The sequence below is a fragment of the Pseudoalteromonas lipolytica genome, assembly GCF_001306915.1.
In the GTDB taxonomy this organism is placed as follows: domain Bacteria; phylum Pseudomonadota; class Gammaproteobacteria; order Enterobacterales; family Alteromonadaceae; genus Pseudoalteromonas; species Pseudoalteromonas simplex.
In genome coordinates this window covers 1-17,074 of sequence record NZ_LJTC01000012.1, presented here as the reverse complement: position 1 = coordinate 17,074, position 17,074 = coordinate 1, and the positions used below count along the sequence as shown (strand labels likewise).

13 protein-coding genes are annotated in these 17,074 nt (G+C 42.4%); 3 read left to right on the top strand and 10 right to left on the bottom strand.

Annotated features, from left to right (window positions below):
* Positions 1-20 precede the first annotated feature (20 nt).
* Positions 21-899, top strand: coding sequence for a TraB/GumN family protein (locus tag AOG27_RS16485; protein ID WP_054554108.1), 879 nt, complete (start codon positions 21-23; stop codon positions 897-899).
* 26 nt (positions 900-925) lie between these two features.
* Here the strand turns inward: AOG27_RS16485 and modF are convergent, their stop codons facing one another.
* Positions 926-2,383, bottom strand: coding sequence for a molybdate ABC transporter ATP-binding protein ModF (gene modF, locus AOG27_RS16480; RefSeq protein WP_054554107.1), 1,458 nt, complete (start codon positions 2,381-2,383; stop codon positions 926-928).
* A gap of 129 nt (positions 2,384-2,512) precedes the next feature.
* Here modF and AOG27_RS16475 point away from each other — a divergent pair, with 129 nt between their 5' ends.
* Complete coding sequence (locus AOG27_RS16475) at positions 2,513-3,136, top strand: hypothetical protein (protein ID WP_054554106.1); 624 nt, start codon at positions 2,513-2,515, stop codon at positions 3,134-3,136.
* Between the two features lie 13 nt (positions 3,137-3,149).
* Here the strand turns inward: AOG27_RS16475 and AOG27_RS16470 are convergent, their stop codons facing one another.
* The 5 genes from AOG27_RS16470 to AOG27_RS16450 all read right to left on the bottom strand — a co-directional run bounded on the left by AOG27_RS16470 (position 3,150) and on the right by AOG27_RS16450 (position 9,424).
* The gene (locus AOG27_RS16470) at positions 3,150-4,901 is read right to left on the bottom strand and encodes a response regulator (protein WP_054554105.1); all 1,752 of its coding nucleotides are present in this window, start codon (positions 4,899-4,901) and stop codon (positions 3,150-3,152) included.
* A gap of 97 nt (positions 4,902-4,998) precedes the next feature.
* A complete protein-coding gene (locus AOG27_RS16465) occupies positions 4,999-7,335 on the bottom strand; it encodes a fatty acid cis/trans isomerase (protein ID WP_054554104.1) in 2,337 nt (778 codons plus the stop codon).
* A complete protein-coding gene (locus tag AOG27_RS16460; protein ID WP_054554103.1) occupies positions 7,332-7,712 on the bottom strand; it encodes a hypothetical protein in 381 nt (126 codons plus the stop codon). Before AOG27_RS16460 ends, AOG27_RS16465 begins: the two co-directional genes overlap by 4 nt.
* A 138-nt stretch (positions 7,713-7,850) precedes the next feature.
* On the bottom strand, positions 7,851-8,516 hold the full coding sequence (locus AOG27_RS16455) for an SDR family oxidoreductase (protein WP_054554102.1): 666 nt from the start codon (positions 8,514-8,516) through the stop codon (positions 7,851-7,853).
* A 113-nt stretch (positions 8,517-8,629) separates the two neighbouring features.
* A complete protein-coding gene (locus tag AOG27_RS16450; RefSeq protein WP_054554101.1) occupies positions 8,630-9,424 on the bottom strand; it encodes a VOC family protein in 795 nt (264 codons plus the stop codon).
* Positions 9,425-9,655: 231 nt separating this feature from the next.
* On the opposite strand from AOG27_RS16450, the gene AOG27_RS16445 reads away from it, so the two are divergent.
* A complete protein-coding gene (locus tag AOG27_RS16445) occupies positions 9,656-11,722 on the top strand; it encodes a TonB-dependent receptor (RefSeq protein WP_082389311.1) in 2,067 nt (688 codons plus the stop codon).
* A 53-nt stretch (positions 11,723-11,775) separates the two neighbouring features.
* On the opposite strand, the gene AOG27_RS16440 is transcribed toward AOG27_RS16445, so the two are convergent.
* From AOG27_RS16440 to AOG27_RS16425, 4 genes are all read right to left on the bottom strand, one after another.
* On the bottom strand, positions 11,776-12,492 hold the full coding sequence (locus tag AOG27_RS16440; RefSeq protein ID WP_054554099.1) for a hypothetical protein: 717 nt from the start codon (positions 12,490-12,492) through the stop codon (positions 11,776-11,778).
* 72 nt (positions 12,493-12,564) lie between these two features.
* Entirely contained in the window at positions 12,565-14,361 is a 1,797-nt protein-coding gene (locus tag AOG27_RS16435) for an alkaline phosphatase (RefSeq protein WP_054554098.1), read from the bottom strand.
* Positions 14,362-14,372: 11 nt separating this feature from the next.
* A complete protein-coding gene (locus AOG27_RS16430) occupies positions 14,373-15,962 on the bottom strand; it encodes an alkaline phosphatase (RefSeq protein WP_054554097.1) in 1,590 nt (529 codons plus the stop codon).
* A gap of 743 nt (positions 15,963-16,705) precedes the next feature.
* Positions 16,706-17,074: elongation factor Tu (locus AOG27_RS16425; RefSeq protein WP_082389326.1), on the bottom strand; the 369-nt coding region annotated here is incomplete at its 5' end.

The window sequence follows — 17,074 nt, the reverse complement described above, 5'->3', positions numbered from 1 at the left end:
ACGTAATGAAAAGGAAAGTTATGAAATTCGTCCAACGTATAAATGCCCTGTTTTTTATGGTGCTACTGCTTGGTTTTAGCCAACATGCACTTGCCGAGCCGGGATTATGGAAAGTAGAAAAGAACGGCGTTGCTTCATATTTATTTGGTACCGTACATGTGGGTGACAACAGCATGAAAGGCTTACCGAGCAAGGTAAAAAAAGCACTCGATAACTCAGATAAAGTCATTGTTGAGGTGGATATCAGCGCTATTTCACCGATGGAAATGCAGCGTCGCTCATTACCATTTATGATGCTGAAAAATGGCAAAACCTTACAATCAGAATTATCATCAGAAAACTATGCAAAACTGCAAAAGTACTTTGCGGATAAATCAATTGATATTGCGATGTTTAAGAACTTAGCACCGTGGGCGGTGATGGTCACCATGATGCAAATGGAGTTCCAAAGCGTTGGTTTTTCAGATCAATACGGCATAGACAAGCAAGTACTTGCTTATGCTCAAGAACATAAAATTTCTGTTGGTGAGCTAGAAACTCTTGAACGACAAATGGAAATGTTTGAGCACTTAGCAATCATGAATGACAAAATGATCGAAGAAACATTCGAACAACTTGCAGATGTAGACACCTACTTTTTTGGCCTGATCAAGGCTTGGAAATCAGGTGACATGAAAACACTTACACAGTTTTATAACGAAAGCTTTGATGACTCTCAGTATGGTCAGCTAAGCGAGCAAGTGATGTTGATAGACCGTAACAACGATTGGGTTAATCAACTATCTACTCGCATCGGTAAAGAAAAGCTGTTCATTGCAGTGGGCGCTTTGCACTTACCAGAGCAACACGGCTTATTGAAGCAATTAACAGATAAGGGTTTTACCGTTACCCGTATTTAAATGATTTCAATCGTTTAAAAAGCGCCTTATGGCGCTTTTTTTGTGAAATCAGCCATCTCTAAATAATTGTTGATACCGACTATTTTGTCACTCGCGTGGTGATTAACATACACCACGGTGCTGGTGCCTGCAGCACAGATTTTTTCTATTAGTAATAACACGCGCTGCCTATTCGCTTCATCAAGACCTAAGCAAGGCTCATCAAGAATCAATAAGTTAGGGTGTTTAACCATAGCCCGAGCAATCAACAATAAGCGCTGATCACCAAAAGACAGTTGGCTAAATGAACTGCTTTGTTTATCACTTAAACCTAATAACGCTAACCACTTTTTGGCAATGGCAAGTTGCTTATCAGTGGCTTTTTGGTAAAGACCAATGCTGTCATAAAAGCCCGAAACAACCGTATTGAGTGCGGTGATACTCACTCGATAATCCATATGCAGCGCGTTAGAAATATAACCAATGTGCTGTTTAATTTGCCAAATACTCTCACCACTTCCGCGCTGGTAGCCAAACACCTTGATATCGTTGTTGTAACACTGCGGGCTATCGCCCGTGATAAGGTTCAGCAAACAGGTTTTACCTGAGCCATTTTTACCTGTTAACTGCCAATGTTCGCCTTGGTTAATTTGCCAGTTGAGTTTTTCAAAAATAGCCTCGCCGCCATAACTGACTGATGCGTTGTTTAATCTTACCAGCATAGAGTCTGTGAGCGGAGGCGCTTGATGGTCAATATCTGCCTCAGGTATTTGTAGCTGAGTATGAGTAAGGTGCAATAGCTTAAGTAAATCATCGCGCTGCTCGGCTGTAGGCTTTGCTAATTGCTGAGCCACATGACCCTCTTTAACGTAGGCGTAATGATCCACAAAGTCAGGGATCTCAGTTAAGCGATTAAGCACAAAAATAAGGGTCGTCGTTTTACTAAGCTCAGCGAGTAACTGATTCAACCCAGCCATTGCCTTGACATCTAAACCATCAAAAGGCTCATCAAGCACAAGTAAATCTGGTCGACCGATTATGGCTTGAATCAGCATTAGTTTGCGGGTTTCGCCGGTCGATAAATCGCGAAATGCCTTGCTAAGTTTGTCACTAAAATCAAATAGGCTTATTAGTTGCTGTAGCAAATCACTATCAAGCTGTTGCTCGTCTCGACCTGCAATAATCAGCTCATAAACTGTACTCGTAGCCGTAACACCCTCAATAATATCATCTTGATCTTTAGTTAACTCGACCGCGAGGAGCTGCTTTTGGCTATCTGGCGATACCAATGCTATACGCTCAAAGCTATTCTCATAGTGGCCTTGCTCTATTTTCGCAAAACCAGCAATGGCAGCGGCCACAGCCGATTTACCCGCCCCATTAGCGCCAAGTAAAACCCATTGCTGCAATGGCGATACATTGATATTGAGCTCATCTAAATAATAAACGTCATTGCCTTGGCCCTTCAGGCTGGCTCTAACATTAACCAACTGCACTTGTTGCACTTTGAATCCTCATTCTAAGTTACCGTTAACTTGACGTTACCGCATTCGATAAAAAATTAAAAATCGTTTAAACCTTTTTTGAACACGGCTGCGACTAAGGTATAAAAGGTCATTAACAGGAATCAGACAATGAAAAAATTACTTTGTGTAGCAGCAATAGGCTTAGCACTTACAACAACATACGCAATGGCAAAAGACTCACGTGAGCTAAATCATAACTTTGCAGTGAATGGCGCAAGCCAGCTTGATATTGATTTTCCGGTGGGCAGCTTAGAAGTCGAAAGCTATGACGGCAGCGAAGTCGTGGTTACAGTTCGCATTGAACCAAAAAATGACAATAGCTGGTTCAGCTCTGATGTTGACTTATCAGATATCGAATTAAGCCACTCGCAAAGTGCCAGCTCACTTAGCTTAAAATTAGATAACGATGACATTCAACAAAACTGGCATGTAAAAATGCCTAAATCAATGGCAATTGATGTTGAGCTAGGTGTAGGTGATATTGAGATTAACGACGCAAGTAATTCAGTTGAGATTGAACTTGGTGTGGGCGCAGTAAGAATTGATAGTGCGCTTGACGATTACAGACGCATCGAACTAGATACCGGTGTGGGCGACACCAAGATTCGCGGCTTGAAAAAAGAGGCTAACACCAGCCGCAAAGTCGTTAGCTCTCACTCAAGCTACCGAGGCAATGGGCTGCATGATATTGACGTTGAAGTAGGTGTTGGCGACATCAAAGTAACAAACTAATTTAACGCTTTGGTTATCCCTGTGAGCTCTCGGTAAATAAAATACTGAGAGCTTTTTGCACTGAATCTAGCGAGATCGGTTTGTATACATGTAGGTTAGCCCCAAGTTCATACACACGTTGTAAATCATCATTTGATGTATTGGCCGTCACCACCAAAATTGGCACCTGTTGCCCCTGCTCATTACGAATAATATCAATCGCTTTAAAGCCATCCATAACTGGCATATTCAAATCCATAAAGATTAAATCATACTGCTTATCTGACGCTTTATCTGTGGCGATTAAGCCATTTTCAGCGATATCAAAGCTGTAATTTAACTGCCCTAAAATACGACCTAATATAGTGGCATTCAACTGATTATCTTCCACAATTAAGCAGTGTAACTTATTGGGTAATAAAACCTCTGCGTCATCACCAGCGGCATTACTTAACTCTAAGCTAAGCACCACTTTAACACCTTGCGGTTGAGCACTTAAAAACTCAATATTCCCCTGCAAAGCTTTAACAATATGCACCACCCTCAACAAACCAGTTTTAAGGCCTTGAAAATGCTGCTCGCTATCATTTTCCAAGCTGAGTATATCGGTCGGTGGCTTTTCAAACCCTTTGCCGTTATCTTGCACTTCAATAATGTAGTTTTGTTCGCCTTGACTTCTTGCTGTGATCGCAATTCGACCTTGTTCAGCAGTAAACTTTACTGCATTGTTGATGAGTTCAGCCAAAACTTGCTGTAAACGAGCATGATCAGTAAGTACATCTTTGTTAAGAGATTCTGGAATATCGATACTAAGCAGAATATTCTTTTCGTCGCAAACATATTCAAATGGGGTGATCGCGTGTTTTAGAGTCGACTTTAAATTTCCACGACTCGGGTTTAATTGCCAATTTCCTGTTGTGAGCTGTTGTAAATCAACAAGTTCATCTAACATTGCGACTAATCTATTCACACAATAAACAGCTTGTTTTTTAGTTGCGAGCTGTTGTTCATTGATATCAAGCGCTTCAATAGAGGCTGTAAGGCCTTGTATTGGTGTTCGAAATTCATGACTTGCGCGAGCTATAAAGCGCTCTTTATTTTTGCTTATTTGCTCCGCATATTCTTTTTGAGTTTGATACTTATTAATTGTTTTAGCGATTAATGATTCCATTGGCTTAAAGACAAAAAATAGTTCAATCAATAACAACAGCAAAGCCGTTAACCAAAATATTAATTCAACTGTTGCAATAAATGTGACTTTTTTTACAGACTCTTGCTCAAGCAACTCAACAGCTACATCTAATTCATTTAATAAGACTTCAACTTGTTGAGTTTCGAAAACAGGCCCGTCAAAATCTGTGTAGTCGTCACGGCTATTTAATAGCTTCTGTGCTTTACTTACATAGCGCTTAACACGCGCATCAAGCTTATTTGGAGCAGCAAAGTAATGTGCCTCTAACTCCTGATTTAAATGACGAAACGTATTTGGACCATCGCGAGCAACCAAAAACTGGTGACCTGCAATAAACTGCTCAACGGTGTCTTGTAGCAGCTTGCGATGCTGTTGCTTTACAGGCAGAGACTTGTCATAAATTAATGCGTTACCATGCAAAGCAATCTTTTGAGAGAGCATTCGTTGCTTGCCGGCAATATTGATCACCTCGGCATCACCCTTTTGGATATACAACAAAGATTGAATCAAGGCCGCTGAAAAGGATATTAGAAGCGCTATCGCTAATAACCCCCAGCGATATCTTTTACGGATATCAATAACTAGGTTTAACATGCATTTCTCTGATCTTTTTATTTTATTCTAGTCTAAATTAAGCAGTAAAGCCCACTATTAAGTGGGCTTTATCAACAAACAAAGCAGTACTTAAAGGCTACCTATTTTCGAGGCGGTTATAATCAAATAACCCAAATTCGACACCTCGGTATTCTTTAGCTACACGATGCAAAATATCGCTGTATTGCCAAAACTGAGGATGCGTTCGACGAATCGCAAATTCGCTTTTCAGGTCTCTATATGCCGACTCATCAGTCACTTTAGCAAGCCCAGCTGCAAATGCAGCAACCTGTTGTTCGTTATGTAGATACCAAATTGCTTCTGGGTAATCACCAATAAACCCCGGTACAATTGTTACAGTATCTTCGTCATAAGCTCGCTGCCCTTCTTCATTCAATAAACTCGAAATATTGTAATGAGCATTGTGATGAATAAGAGTATAGGCTTTGTGCTGTTCATCGCCCTCTTTGACTAACACAAACGAAATTTGCGGCAGTAGATTAATTGCTTTGACAGGCAAATCATTTATTTGTGCAAGCGGTTCTGGCACTTTGGTGTAGTCATAACGAGGACTCAAAATTGGTTTGAGCTTCTCTTTAAGCATGTTATACAGCTCAGACTGCTGATCTGCTGTTTTGAATTCAATGCCAGTAGGTTGACTAAATGACAGTTCATCTTCAAAGAAACTGGTTAAACTAGGTGGTGATTTACGATACCACTGAGCTTTAACTTCTTTACGTTTAGCTTCTGGTAATAACGCCAGATAATTTGCTTCGCCTTCTAAGCGTAAAAAGTCCATATACAAACGAGTTAAAAGCTGATGACCTATATTGCCGTACACATCAAACCCCGCCACCAGCAAGTAATGAATACGTTCAAATAAGGCATAATCGAGTATCCAAGCAGTCTTTGGTTGCTGGCCTATCCAACCTTTTACAACCGTTGCACTATCGAAATGACGGAACACCGTCAGCGCTGCATTTTGGTTATGACCTTCACCTTGCCAAAGTAAATCGGTGGTAAGGTGCTGACCGTTCTCAAACATCTTATTTGCCAGTGCAACTTTTGCTGATAAGTATTTGTTTTGGCGTTTTGAGTACTTTACCCAACTAGAAATCGGTAAAGCGTTACTTTCTTCTTCTGCAGGTAAAGCTAGCGCATCTTCATGTTGTAACAACATTTCACCGACTTTAGGTGTCGCCGCCATTTCAGGCTTAGCAAAACCAACCCAAAACTGATCGTTAATCACGTTTAACGCGATTTGACCACGACAAACAGGACCTTTAATAAAGCCCATGATTATAAGCTCTGCTTCATCAAGCATAAATTGATAACGCGAGTTTACTGGAATTGCTGCAAAAGCTTTAAACGGATTTGATGCTACTTCAGGCTTATAGCTTGGCAATTTATTTACTTGATAATCAGCTTCAATAAATTGCGAATGTAAGCGGGCAAGTTTTTCATCATTTAATGCTAAAGGTAAATGTGTTTTAGCTAAAATAGTCGAGCGGTCATGCATTAAACGATAGTAAACTCGTTCAACTTTAGGGTCTTCATAAGGGCGACGCGTGCTAATATGCTTGATCTCTTCTCCCGGCGGAGTCGAAGAGCGAACTAGTTTAAAGTAGCTGTGTTTATCGCCATGCTCAGGAAAATAAATATGCGCTAAGTACCAGTGCTCGTAAATATAACGAGCAGCTAGTTGATGCTTTAAACCATCTTGATTTAAGAAAGCTTCCCAGCGCTCCACTTGCTTAAGTACGCCTTTTTCAGGGGGCTCAATATGAGCAAGATATCCGCCTTTTCTGAGCCATTTAGCAAGGTGCTGAAACTCTTCGCTTGAGATCCCCGGTAAACCATATGGCATACCACTGTGTGGATTATCTTTAGCAAATGAATCAAACTCATTCATTGTGGTGCATGTTTGTTCACGATCGAGTGAAAAATCAAACTCATCGCCTAAAATAGCTTGCTTAGGCAGAGGGCTGCTTTGCTTAAGCACCAAAGAGTTATAAAGCACGCTACCCGCTAGGTTCGCTTCTTCGGTTTGTACTCGCTCGTTAAGCACTGGCGTAAAGCCTTTTTCACGCCACTGAGCTGTGGTTGTCGCATCAAATAGTAAACGACTTGGCTCTTGTGCAAGCAAACGTGTGCCATCATAGACACGCTCTTTACTTAAACCTCGGTCAATTCCTTCCACAGAAGATAACTTAAGCTGACAAGGTGCATCATAACAGCCGTGACAAACCACACAACGAGTGTCAAGAACAGGTTTTACGTCACTTAAAAACTCGGCGCCTTCAAGTGTTGATGCAGCAACAACACGCTCTCTAGGTTGCTCTTCACCAAACAATTCATCGTAATGAGCAGCGCCTAAATATGCACAGCCACTTAAAAGAATAAGTCCGAATACGGTCGTGAGGGTTTTTCTCATCCTTCCTCCTCGATATCTTCAACGTCATCACCTAAATCGAAGGTTGGCATCATATCTACTTGCGGCGACACAAAAGTTTGATCATTGTCACAGCTAAGCATTGCGCTCAATAATGGCCCGCGAACTAAAGTTAACTGCGCGTCGTGCTCACTATTAATCAATACTTGATAATCATCATTTAACGCTTCAAGACGATATTCATTAATAGCAATAGCCACACTGCTATCAGCAGCTGGGTTTTGACAAAGCTGCGCGAGTAACTCTTCGCTTAACGTTACATGTAATAATAGATCTGGAGATTCAATATCGCGGCTATGAAGGTTTTCATCGAAATAAAAAAGAGGAAGGGTTAATTCGCTATTTTGCTCTAATTCCATGTGCTGCTCTCTACATCAAAATGACTTTTAATTGTACGAGTATAGCAAACTATAAGTTCAAAAATTAGCGAAACTTATCAGCAGTTAGCAGCTTTTTAGCTACTAACTAACCGAGTTATAAAAACAGTGAAAAAAGTATTACCAAGGTAGCGTTTCACCATTTGAATGCCAAAACCCACCTGTGTTGCTAAGGTTTAGTTCATCAATACGTTTGATGAGACGCTCTGCTGCAGTTTCAGGGCTGATATCGCCAGCAAAATTAACCATTTGCGTTTGTACAAAGCCTGGGTGAAATAAGCCAACAGCAATTTTTTTATCTTTTAACTCATAGGCTAAACTAACACTCGCAGCATTAAGGGCCGCCTTTGACATGCGATAACCAATGTAACCGCCCGAGCCGTTATCAGCAATTGAGCCCATGCGCGATGTAATCATCGCCACTTTAGCATCAATGCCTAAACTTTGCTGTAATGCATGCGTAATACGAATAGGCGCGATACTGTTCACGCTAATTTGCTTTTCGATGGCAGCAAAGTCCATATCAGCGAATGTTTCGTTGTGAAAAATACCGGCGTTATTAACCAAAATATCAATTTTGTCGCCGTGTAAGTAATTGGCAAGTGTTGCAACATCATCGGCGTTAGATACATCAATGTCGCTAATAATCTTCACATCGAGTGCTTGAAGTTCTTCGCTTGGGGTGCGAACCACCGCGGTAACACGGTAACCTTTGGCTGAATATTGTTTACATAAATTAAGACCAATCCCTTTATTGGCCCCTGTAACCACCACATGCTTAGTCATCAATCTGCTCCTTAGTTGGGGTATTTATACCTAAACCACCTCAAGGTGCGAGTTTCTGCATCTTGATGAGGCTTAGGTGTATACTTTGGGACAGATTGGCAAAAACCAAGAGCTTAAGTTAATTCATCAATGGTTGACTTAAGAATAGAAAAAACGGCCCCTTGTGGGTCGGTAATCACACTAAAACGCCCAACATCTGGAATGTCTGTTGCTGGCACACAAATAGCGCCATTAAGCTGCGTTGCTTTGGCAACCGTCTGATCGCAATCTGCTACCGCAAAATACGGCATCCAATGCGGTGGAATATCATCTGGCCATTCATCGGTCATTTCGAGCATGCCTGCTATCGGTTGCTCATCAATAGTGAATAAGGTGTAGTCCATACCTTCCATGGGTTTCACCTCAAACTGCCATCCGAATAACTGACAATAAAAGTCGCGACTTTTTTGCATGTCTTTCGACACAAGCTCAAACCAATAAGGTAGGTTAAGCTCTTGCACTCTTTTAGCCCCGATATGCTCACCCGCTTGCCACAAGGCAAATGTTGCGCCGCCAGGTTCTTGCAGCATCACCATGCGACCCGCTGTCATGACATCATGTGGCCCTGCCAAAACCGTTGCCCCCAATGATTTTGCCAGCTCAGTGCTTTGGTCAACATCATCAACAGCAATATATAATAACCAATGGGTTGGCATCTCACTCATACTTGCTGGCAGTTGATACATAGCGGCAATATCATCACCTTGCTTTTGCAGCATGGTGTAATACATGTCTTCACCTATTGGCTGATCATCAAAACCCCAGTCAAAAAGTTGCGTGTAAAATTGCTTTGCAGCTTGCCAGTCTTTTGCGCATAACTCGGCCCAACAGAAAGTACCCGCAGGGTGTTTTGTATTTATTTTTGTCATGACTGTTCCTCCTTCATTAACGGTAATCAACAAGCGGCTTTTTTACCAATTATTTTTTAAATTAATTAAATAACCGTTTAGAAAAATTAAATAATCATTATCAGTCACTTACAGAAAAACCAAAGTAAACCAAGTTTTTATAGCCTTTACACAATATTGATTGCAGCAATAAACACATGTATAAATACGAACAATTTTTAATAACAATTATATAGCGATTTAACGATGTCAATGAAATTTGCGCTTCCTTTTTTACTTACTCCTATCGCTGCGTTAGCAAATCAGGCTCAAGATATTGAGCGTATTACTGTTTCTACAACGCGTAGTACTGCACCTGTTAGTACTGTACCTGCAACTATCAGCGTTATTACCAGTGAAGACATTGCTGAGCAACTTGCTCACACTCAAGATCTATCGCAAATTTTAGGTAATTTATTACCGAGCTTTTCACCAAGTCGTCAAAAAATGACCAGTGCAGGTGAAACACTACGTGGCCGTGAACCGCTATACATGATTGATGGTGTACCTCAGTCGAACCCGTTGCGTAATGGTTCTCGTGACGGCAATACAATTGATCCTGCCATGATCGAACGCATCGAAGTGATCAGTGGTGCTAATGCAATCCAAGGCATGGGCGCAAGCGGCGGTATTATTAATATCATCACAAAATCAGCAGGCGATTTTAATCACCAAATGAGCGCAGGGTTTAGCACTCCGACAGACGGTGGCAGCGACAGCCAAAGCTATAAAGCCAGCTACTTATTCAGCCAACAGCTAGATGATATTAGTTTTATTGGCGGTGTATCGGCACGTAGTACTGGTATGTATCGCGATGGTAACGGAGACTTTGTTGGGTTAGATGGCACACAAGGTGATACGCAAGACTCAACCAGCCTAGACCTATTTTTAAAAGTTAAATATCAGCTTGATAATGAACAAAGTATTCAAGCGATGCTGAACCACTACAAAATTGAGGGTAATGGAGATTTTGTTGCTATTAATGGTGACCCAACAACAGGCCTTGCCACATCAGCTGAAAAAGGCGATATAGAAGGTGATGCACCACGCAACCGTGTAACAACTTTCACCCTTGATTACAACCACACTAATATCGCTGGCGGCAACCTTGCAGTTCAGTTATTCACGCAAGATTTTGCGGCAATGTATGGCGGCGGTACATTTGGTACTTTCCAAGATCCTGAATTTGGTGAAAACCTTTACGACCAATCTCAAAACAAGTCACAAAAGTTTGGAAGTCGCGTTACTTATAATAAAGATAACCTATTAAGCAGCCAGTTTGATATTGCGACCGGTATCGATTTACTTTCTGACGAAACATACCAAGAGCTTGCGCAAACAGGTCGTCATTGGGTGCCAAAAACCAAGTTTAATAACATCGCACCATTCGCTCAGCTACGTTATGACGGCTTAGAAGATTGGACTTTCAATGCCGGTGTTCGTTACGAGTACGGCAAATTAAAAGTAGATGACTTTACTACCCTAGCATCTTACAACAGCAGCTTTGTAGAAGGCGGTGAGCCAAGCTTTAACGAATTATTAGAGAACTTAGGTGTTGTCTACCAAGTGACTGATGACCTTCGTTTCTACGCAAGCTACAGCGAAGGCTTTAGCATGGCCGATGTGGGGCGTGTACTGCGTGGTATAAACCAAGCTGGCTTATCGGTTGAAAGTTTCTTAAACCTAGAACCTGTGATTTCTGATAACCGCGAATTAGGTTTTGAATATGCAAGCGATAGCTTCAATATTAAAGCCAGCTACTTTGAATCTGACTCAGASTTAGGCTCTCGTTTACAAGCTGATGCTGATGGTATTTACAGTGTAAAACGTGAACGCACTGAGATCTCAGGTTTTGAAGCCAATGCACAGTATTACCTAACTAACAGCACAACATTCGGTGCAAGTTACGCTGATACAGAAGGCCAATATGACGGTGATGGCGACAATAAAGTAGAGAGCGACTTAGGCGGCAGCAATATTTCACCGACACGGTTAAACCTTTACTGGCAGCAACAATGGCCAGCAAGTTTGTCTAGCCGCTTACAAGTTAATAAAGTGTTTGACCGCGACTTTAATACTGGTGAAGAATTTGACGGCTACACAACCGTTGATTTATCAGTGCAATATCAAAGTGCTGAGTATGGTGCATTTAGCCTAGGTATCGATAACCTGCTAGATAAGTACTACATCACTTATTATGGGCAAACAAACCCATCGGCAACTCGCTATTTTGCAGGCACTGGCCGTACTGTAAATCTAACTTGGAACTATGCATTTTAGATTTAAGCTAAAGTAATTAAACAACAAAAAAGGCACCAAGGTGCCTTTTTTAATTAGTGATGATGACCATGCTCACCTTTGAGCTGATTACCTTGCGCATCATAAAATCCACTTGCACCATGCTCAACAAACCCTAAGTTGATCATTTTAGCTAAAAATGGATCGCTTTCATTATCACCGATATCTGCGTAATCGGTCGTTTGATAGTTATCCCATTTCGCAAATTCTGCCTGAATCTTTTGCTGGTTGTAATGACTGGCTGTTAAAGCAATTTCACGGCTATAAGTTGGTGTTGAAATACGAATTGCTTTGAGTAACTTTTGATTGGCAAGCCAGCTTAGCTCTATTTTGCTCTCACCCTGCTGCTGTGTGTAATACTCTGTTAACTCACAGCCTTCACCGGTGCTTTTCTGGTGCGTCATTGAGGCTAAAAACTTATCGCTTACTAGCTGATATTTGCTACTCCAATCTTGTTCACCTTGCACTTCCGATGGTTGATACTCAATACCACGCTGGGCATGCTGAAAGTAACGAATTGGGCGAATTTGTTTATTGCGCAACTGTTGCCATAATTCAATAAATTGTGGATTCTGCTTAGCCACCTGGTGAGGCGTACGCCAAAGGGTAAAAGTGTTTTCAGTATGCTGCTTATTAGCAACGATTTCTGTGGTGACTTTATAGTCTGCTTGCGTAAAACCGGTGTTCATATCGCATTGCCCTGCAACAGCAAGTGGACTAAGTAATGAGGCAAGTAAGATGGCTGCTTTCACGGGATTCTCTTTTGTCTTGGTTTACTTTATAACTAATTGAGTAAGGGAGGCATGGAGCCTCCCAAACACTCATTATTGTGCTAATTTAGCATCAGCTTGTTTAACAAGGTCAGCGGCATAATCCATAACATGGAAGATAAGGCTTTGCTCATTAGTGCCTGTTACTAAATGTGCACCTGGACCAACTGCATACACACCCACATCTTCTGCTGCATGTGTTTCAGAGCCTAGAGGTACGACGGCTTCTTGGTGGAAACCTGGTGTTGTTGTGTCAACATCTGTTAAATCAACACGACCTGTTACCGGTGCAAAGTTATAACCTGCATCAGCATCAGTCTCATCACCTAAGTCGCGGAAACCGCCACCATTGGTATAACCAACCGTTGTGTATGGCATGTTATCTGCTGCAAGTGATGGTTCATCACTACCCACAGGTACCACTTTACCTAAGATTGGGTTACCACGTTTTGGGTAGCCTGCAATGGTAAATACGTGGCTGTGGTCAGCTGTTACTATGATTAACGTGTCTTCGATGCTGGTTTTATCAAGAGCAACTTGGACTGCTTTTGAAAGCTCAACTGTGTCGCTTAGTGCATTGTAAGCATTACCCGCGTGGTGACCGTGGTCAATACGACCAGCTTCAACTGTTAGCATGAAACCATTGGCGTTGTTATCTAACACATCAATTGCTTTTGCTGTCATTTCAGCAAGTGAAGGCTCGCCTGCTACATCGTTTGAACGGTCTGCTTCGTATTGCATATGTGATTCATTGAATAAACCAAATACGCGCTCTGTTGACTCTGCATCAATTGCATCAAAACCAGCTTGGTCCATCACATATTGACCTGCAGGATATTTAGCTTTCCACTCAGCTGTTAGGTCGCGACCATCTGTACGGTCACCTTCTACTGAGCTCACAGCATCAGCAGAGTTAAACGCTGCGTCTTTCGGTAAGAAATGACGACGACCACCGCCCATGACAACTTCTAAACCATCAACATCTAAGCCTTCATAGCGTGCTTCTAGGTTTGCTTCAAAATTAACTAATTGCGATGCAATATCTTCACAGCCAGCGGTAACCGCTGCTTCTGGCATGTCTGATACGTCTTCCCAGTTACGGTCAGCCGATTTTGCATACGTTGCTGCAGGCGTTGCGTGAGTGATACGCGCTGTCGAAACAATACCAGTCGACTTACCAGCAATCTCAGCAAGCTCAGTGGCTGTGACTAGTTCATTACCTGCAACCGTTGCACAGTTACCACGCTCAATGTCTTCATCAACACCGATAACGCCTGCATCCGTTTTTACGCCCGACGCCATTGCTGTCATCGTACCCGCAGAATCAGGTGTTTGCGCATCAACGTTATAGGTTTTAGCAAACCCTGAGAATGGTAGTGTTTCAAAGCTAAGTTGATGCTCTTCACCCAGCTTACCTTCGAGCTGACCGGCCATGATACGTGCTGCCGTCACGGTTGAAATACCCATGCCGTCACCAACAAACAGAATCACGTTTTTCGCTTTACCAGACTCTTTTACAACGGCAGCAATGTTTTCTTCGCTAGTAGCAACTTTAACTTGTGCTGACTTGAACCATTCATTATCGGTCAACGGCGCTAATTGCGATGCCGTTAACGACGTTGCTGGTGCATTACATGCAACGCTTGTAGCCGTTACTTCTGCTGAGTCTAGCTCACCGTTATCGTTGCTATCTTCACCGGTAAGGGTTTCTGTACCACCGTTTACGCACTGCTCAGAGCCAACAGCTAATGTATTTTCAATGGTTAATGTTTTTGGTGAGTTATCATCGTCATCAGAACAACCCGCTAATGCCACTACTACAGCAAGAGAAATTAAATTTAGTTTTTTCATCGTCGTCGCCATTATTCTTCAATTAGTTCTAGAGCTTGGTTAATGATGTGGAAAATTACGTTTTGCTCCACAACGCCTTGTGCTAGTTGCGCACCTGGACCTTTTGCATGCAGTGAAATATCTTCACCTGCATGAGTCTCTGAACTTAGTGGCACAGTGGCTTCTTGGTGATAACCAGGAGTAGTCGTATCAACACCCGTTAAATCAACACGGCCTGCAAATGCCGCTTCGCTATAAGATGCATCAGCGTCGGTTTCATCGCCTAAATCGCGAAAACCTAAACCATTAGCATAACCAACTGTGGTGTAAGGCATACCATCTGCCGCAAGGCTTGGCTCTTCGCTACCAATAGCAACTACTTGACCTAAGATTGGATTACCACGCTTTGGGTAGCCCGCGATAGTGAATACGTGGCTGTGGTCGGCAGTAACAAGAATAAGAGTTTCTTCTGGGTTGGTGTTCTCAACTGCTGTTTGCACTGCTTTGGCAAATTCAACGGTATCGTTTAACGCGTTATAAGCATTGCCCGCATGGTGGCCATGGTCGATACGGCCTGATTCAACCGTTAAGAAAAAGCCTTTTTCATTGCTCTTTAAGATATCAATTGCTTTACCTGTCATTTCAGATAATGACGGTTCACCCGCTACATCGTTAGCGCGATCTGCTTCGTATTGCATGTGTGATTCGTTAAATAATGCAAATACACGTTTGCTGTCAGCATTTAGTGTATCGAAGCCTGCTTGGTCCATGACGTACTTACCATCAGGGTACATTTCTTGCCACTCAGCCGTTAGATCACGCTCATCCGTACGGTCACCTTCTACTTCGCTCACTGCATCAGTTGAGTTAAACGTTGCGTCTTTTGGTAAGAAGTGACGACGACCACCGCCCATCACAACTTCAAGACCATCTACGTCAGTCCCTACGAAGCGTGCTTCTAGGTTTTTCTCAAAATTTACAAGTTGTGAGGCAATATCTTCACAACCGGCTTCTACAGCATCAGCCGGCATATCTGATACGTCTTCCCAGTTACGGTCAGCTGATTTTGCATAGGTTGCAGCCGGTGTTGCGTGAGTAATACGCGCCGTAGAGATAACACCTGTTGCTAAACCTTTAATTTCTGCCAGTTCTGTTGCGGTAATTAACTCGTTACCAGCAACAGTTGCACACTCGCCACGTTCGATATTTTCGTTAACACCAATTACACCTACATCGGTTTTAACACCTGAAATAATTGCTGTCATTGTGCCTGCAGAGTCAGGGGTTTGCGCATCAACGTTATAGGTTTTGATTTGCGCTGAGTATGGAAATTCTTCAAAGCTTAGTAAGCCTTCTTCGCCTGACTTGCCTTCCATTTGTCCCGCCATGATACGAGATGCAGTCAGCGTTGAGATACCCATACCATCGCCAACAAATAAAATGACATTTTTAGCTTTAAACGTTTGCTCAGCCTGAGCCGCCGCCTCTTTTTCCGTTAATTTTGTTTCAGCGGCACTATACCAATCATTTTGTTTTTGACTGTCTGGTAACACACCTGCATTGGCTGTCGCTGACAATGCCAACGTTAAACCAATTGCAGTAGCAATTTTATTAATTTTCATCGTTACGTTCCGTTAGTACGTTATTTTAAGAATTTGAGTGCTAACTAAACTGCACTTGGATAATTAGCGCAGCCATACTAAGAAGGCATTGTTACTAAAAAAGTGGTTTTTCATGACGAAATGATGAAACCAAAAACAACTTTAGCTATAGGTAAGTAATTAGTTTTAGTAGAAATAACAGAGTTGGTTGCTAGGTGTGAGTTGCGAGGGTAAAAGTTCTAGCTTCTAGGTCAAGCAAAACCTTGGGAGTGCTTTAATGTGGTTTGGGTTTACCAAAGAAAAGGTTTGCATGGATTGTGTTGGGTTTCGCTGCGCTCAAACCAACCTACCCGAAGAATGAATAGGGCGAAGCTTAAGTGAGACACGGAACTAAACATCCCCAACGGTCTAATCTGACGTCTTAAAGCTGATAGCTCTATTTACGTTGGGTTTCGCTGCGTTCAAACCAACCTACCCGAAGAATGAACAGGCCGAATGCTGAGCGAGACACCACACTAAACAACCCCACCAATCTAATCTGACGTCTGAAAGCTGATAGCACTGTTTACGTTGGGTTTCGCTCCGCTCAAACCAACCTACCCGAAGAATGAACAGGCCGAATGCTGAGTGAGACACCACACTAAACAACCCCACCGATCGAATCTGACGTCTGAAAGCTGACAGCTGATAGCTTTTTTCACCCATAAAAAAACCCGAGACTAAGCTCGGGTTTTTCTTAATGCTTAATGCATCACTATAGTTGATTACTCAACGATAGTTGCAACAACACCAGCACCAACTGTACGGCCACCTTCACGGATAGCGAAGCGTAAACCTTCGTCCATCGCGATTGGGCAGATTAGTTCTACAGTCATCTTGATGTTGTCACCAGGCATTACCATTTCAACGCCGTCTGGTAACTGTACGTCACCTGTTACGTCAGTTGTACGGAAGTAGAACTGTGGACGGTAACCTTTGAAGAATGGAGTGTGACGACCACCTTCATCTTTAGAAAGTACGTATACTTCTGAAGTGAACTTCGTGTGTGGAGTGATTGAACCAGGCTTAGCTAGTACTTGACCACGTTCAACGTCTTCACGCTTAGTACCACGTAGAAGTGCACCGATGTTCTC

Excerpts from the sequence above, each read along its gene's own strand:
- AOG27_RS16435 (WP_054554098.1), bottom strand. The coding sequence starts at position 14,361 with ATGAAAAAACTAAATTTAATTTCTCTTGCTGTAGTAGTGGCATTAGCG.
- AOG27_RS16430 (WP_054554097.1), bottom strand. The coding sequence starts at position 15,962 with ATGAAAATTAATAAAATTGCTACTGCAATTGGTTTAACGTTGGCATTG.
- AOG27_RS16460 (WP_054554103.1), bottom strand. The coding sequence starts at position 7,712 with ATGGAATTAGAGCAAAATAGCGAATTAACCCTTCCTCTTTTTTATTTC.
- AOG27_RS16465 (WP_054554104.1), bottom strand. The coding sequence starts at position 7,335 with ATGAGAAAAACCCTCACGACCGTATTCGGACTTATTCTTTTAAGTGGC.
- AOG27_RS16470 (WP_054554105.1), bottom strand. The coding sequence starts at position 4,901 with ATGTTAAACCTAGTTATTGATATCCGTAAAAGATATCGCTGGGGGTTA.
- AOG27_RS16475 (WP_054554106.1), top strand. The coding sequence starts at position 2,513 with ATGAAAAAATTACTTTGTGTAGCAGCAATAGGCTTAGCACTTACAACA.
- AOG27_RS16450 (WP_054554101.1), bottom strand. The coding sequence starts at position 9,424 with ATGACAAAAATAAATACAAAACACCCTGCGGGTACTTTCTGTTGGGCC.
- AOG27_RS16485 (WP_054554108.1), top strand. The coding sequence starts at position 21 with ATGAAATTCGTCCAACGTATAAATGCCCTGTTTTTTATGGTGCTACTG.
- AOG27_RS16455 (WP_054554102.1), bottom strand. The coding sequence starts at position 8,516 with ATGACTAAGCATGTGGTGGTTACAGGGGCCAATAAAGGGATTGGTCTT.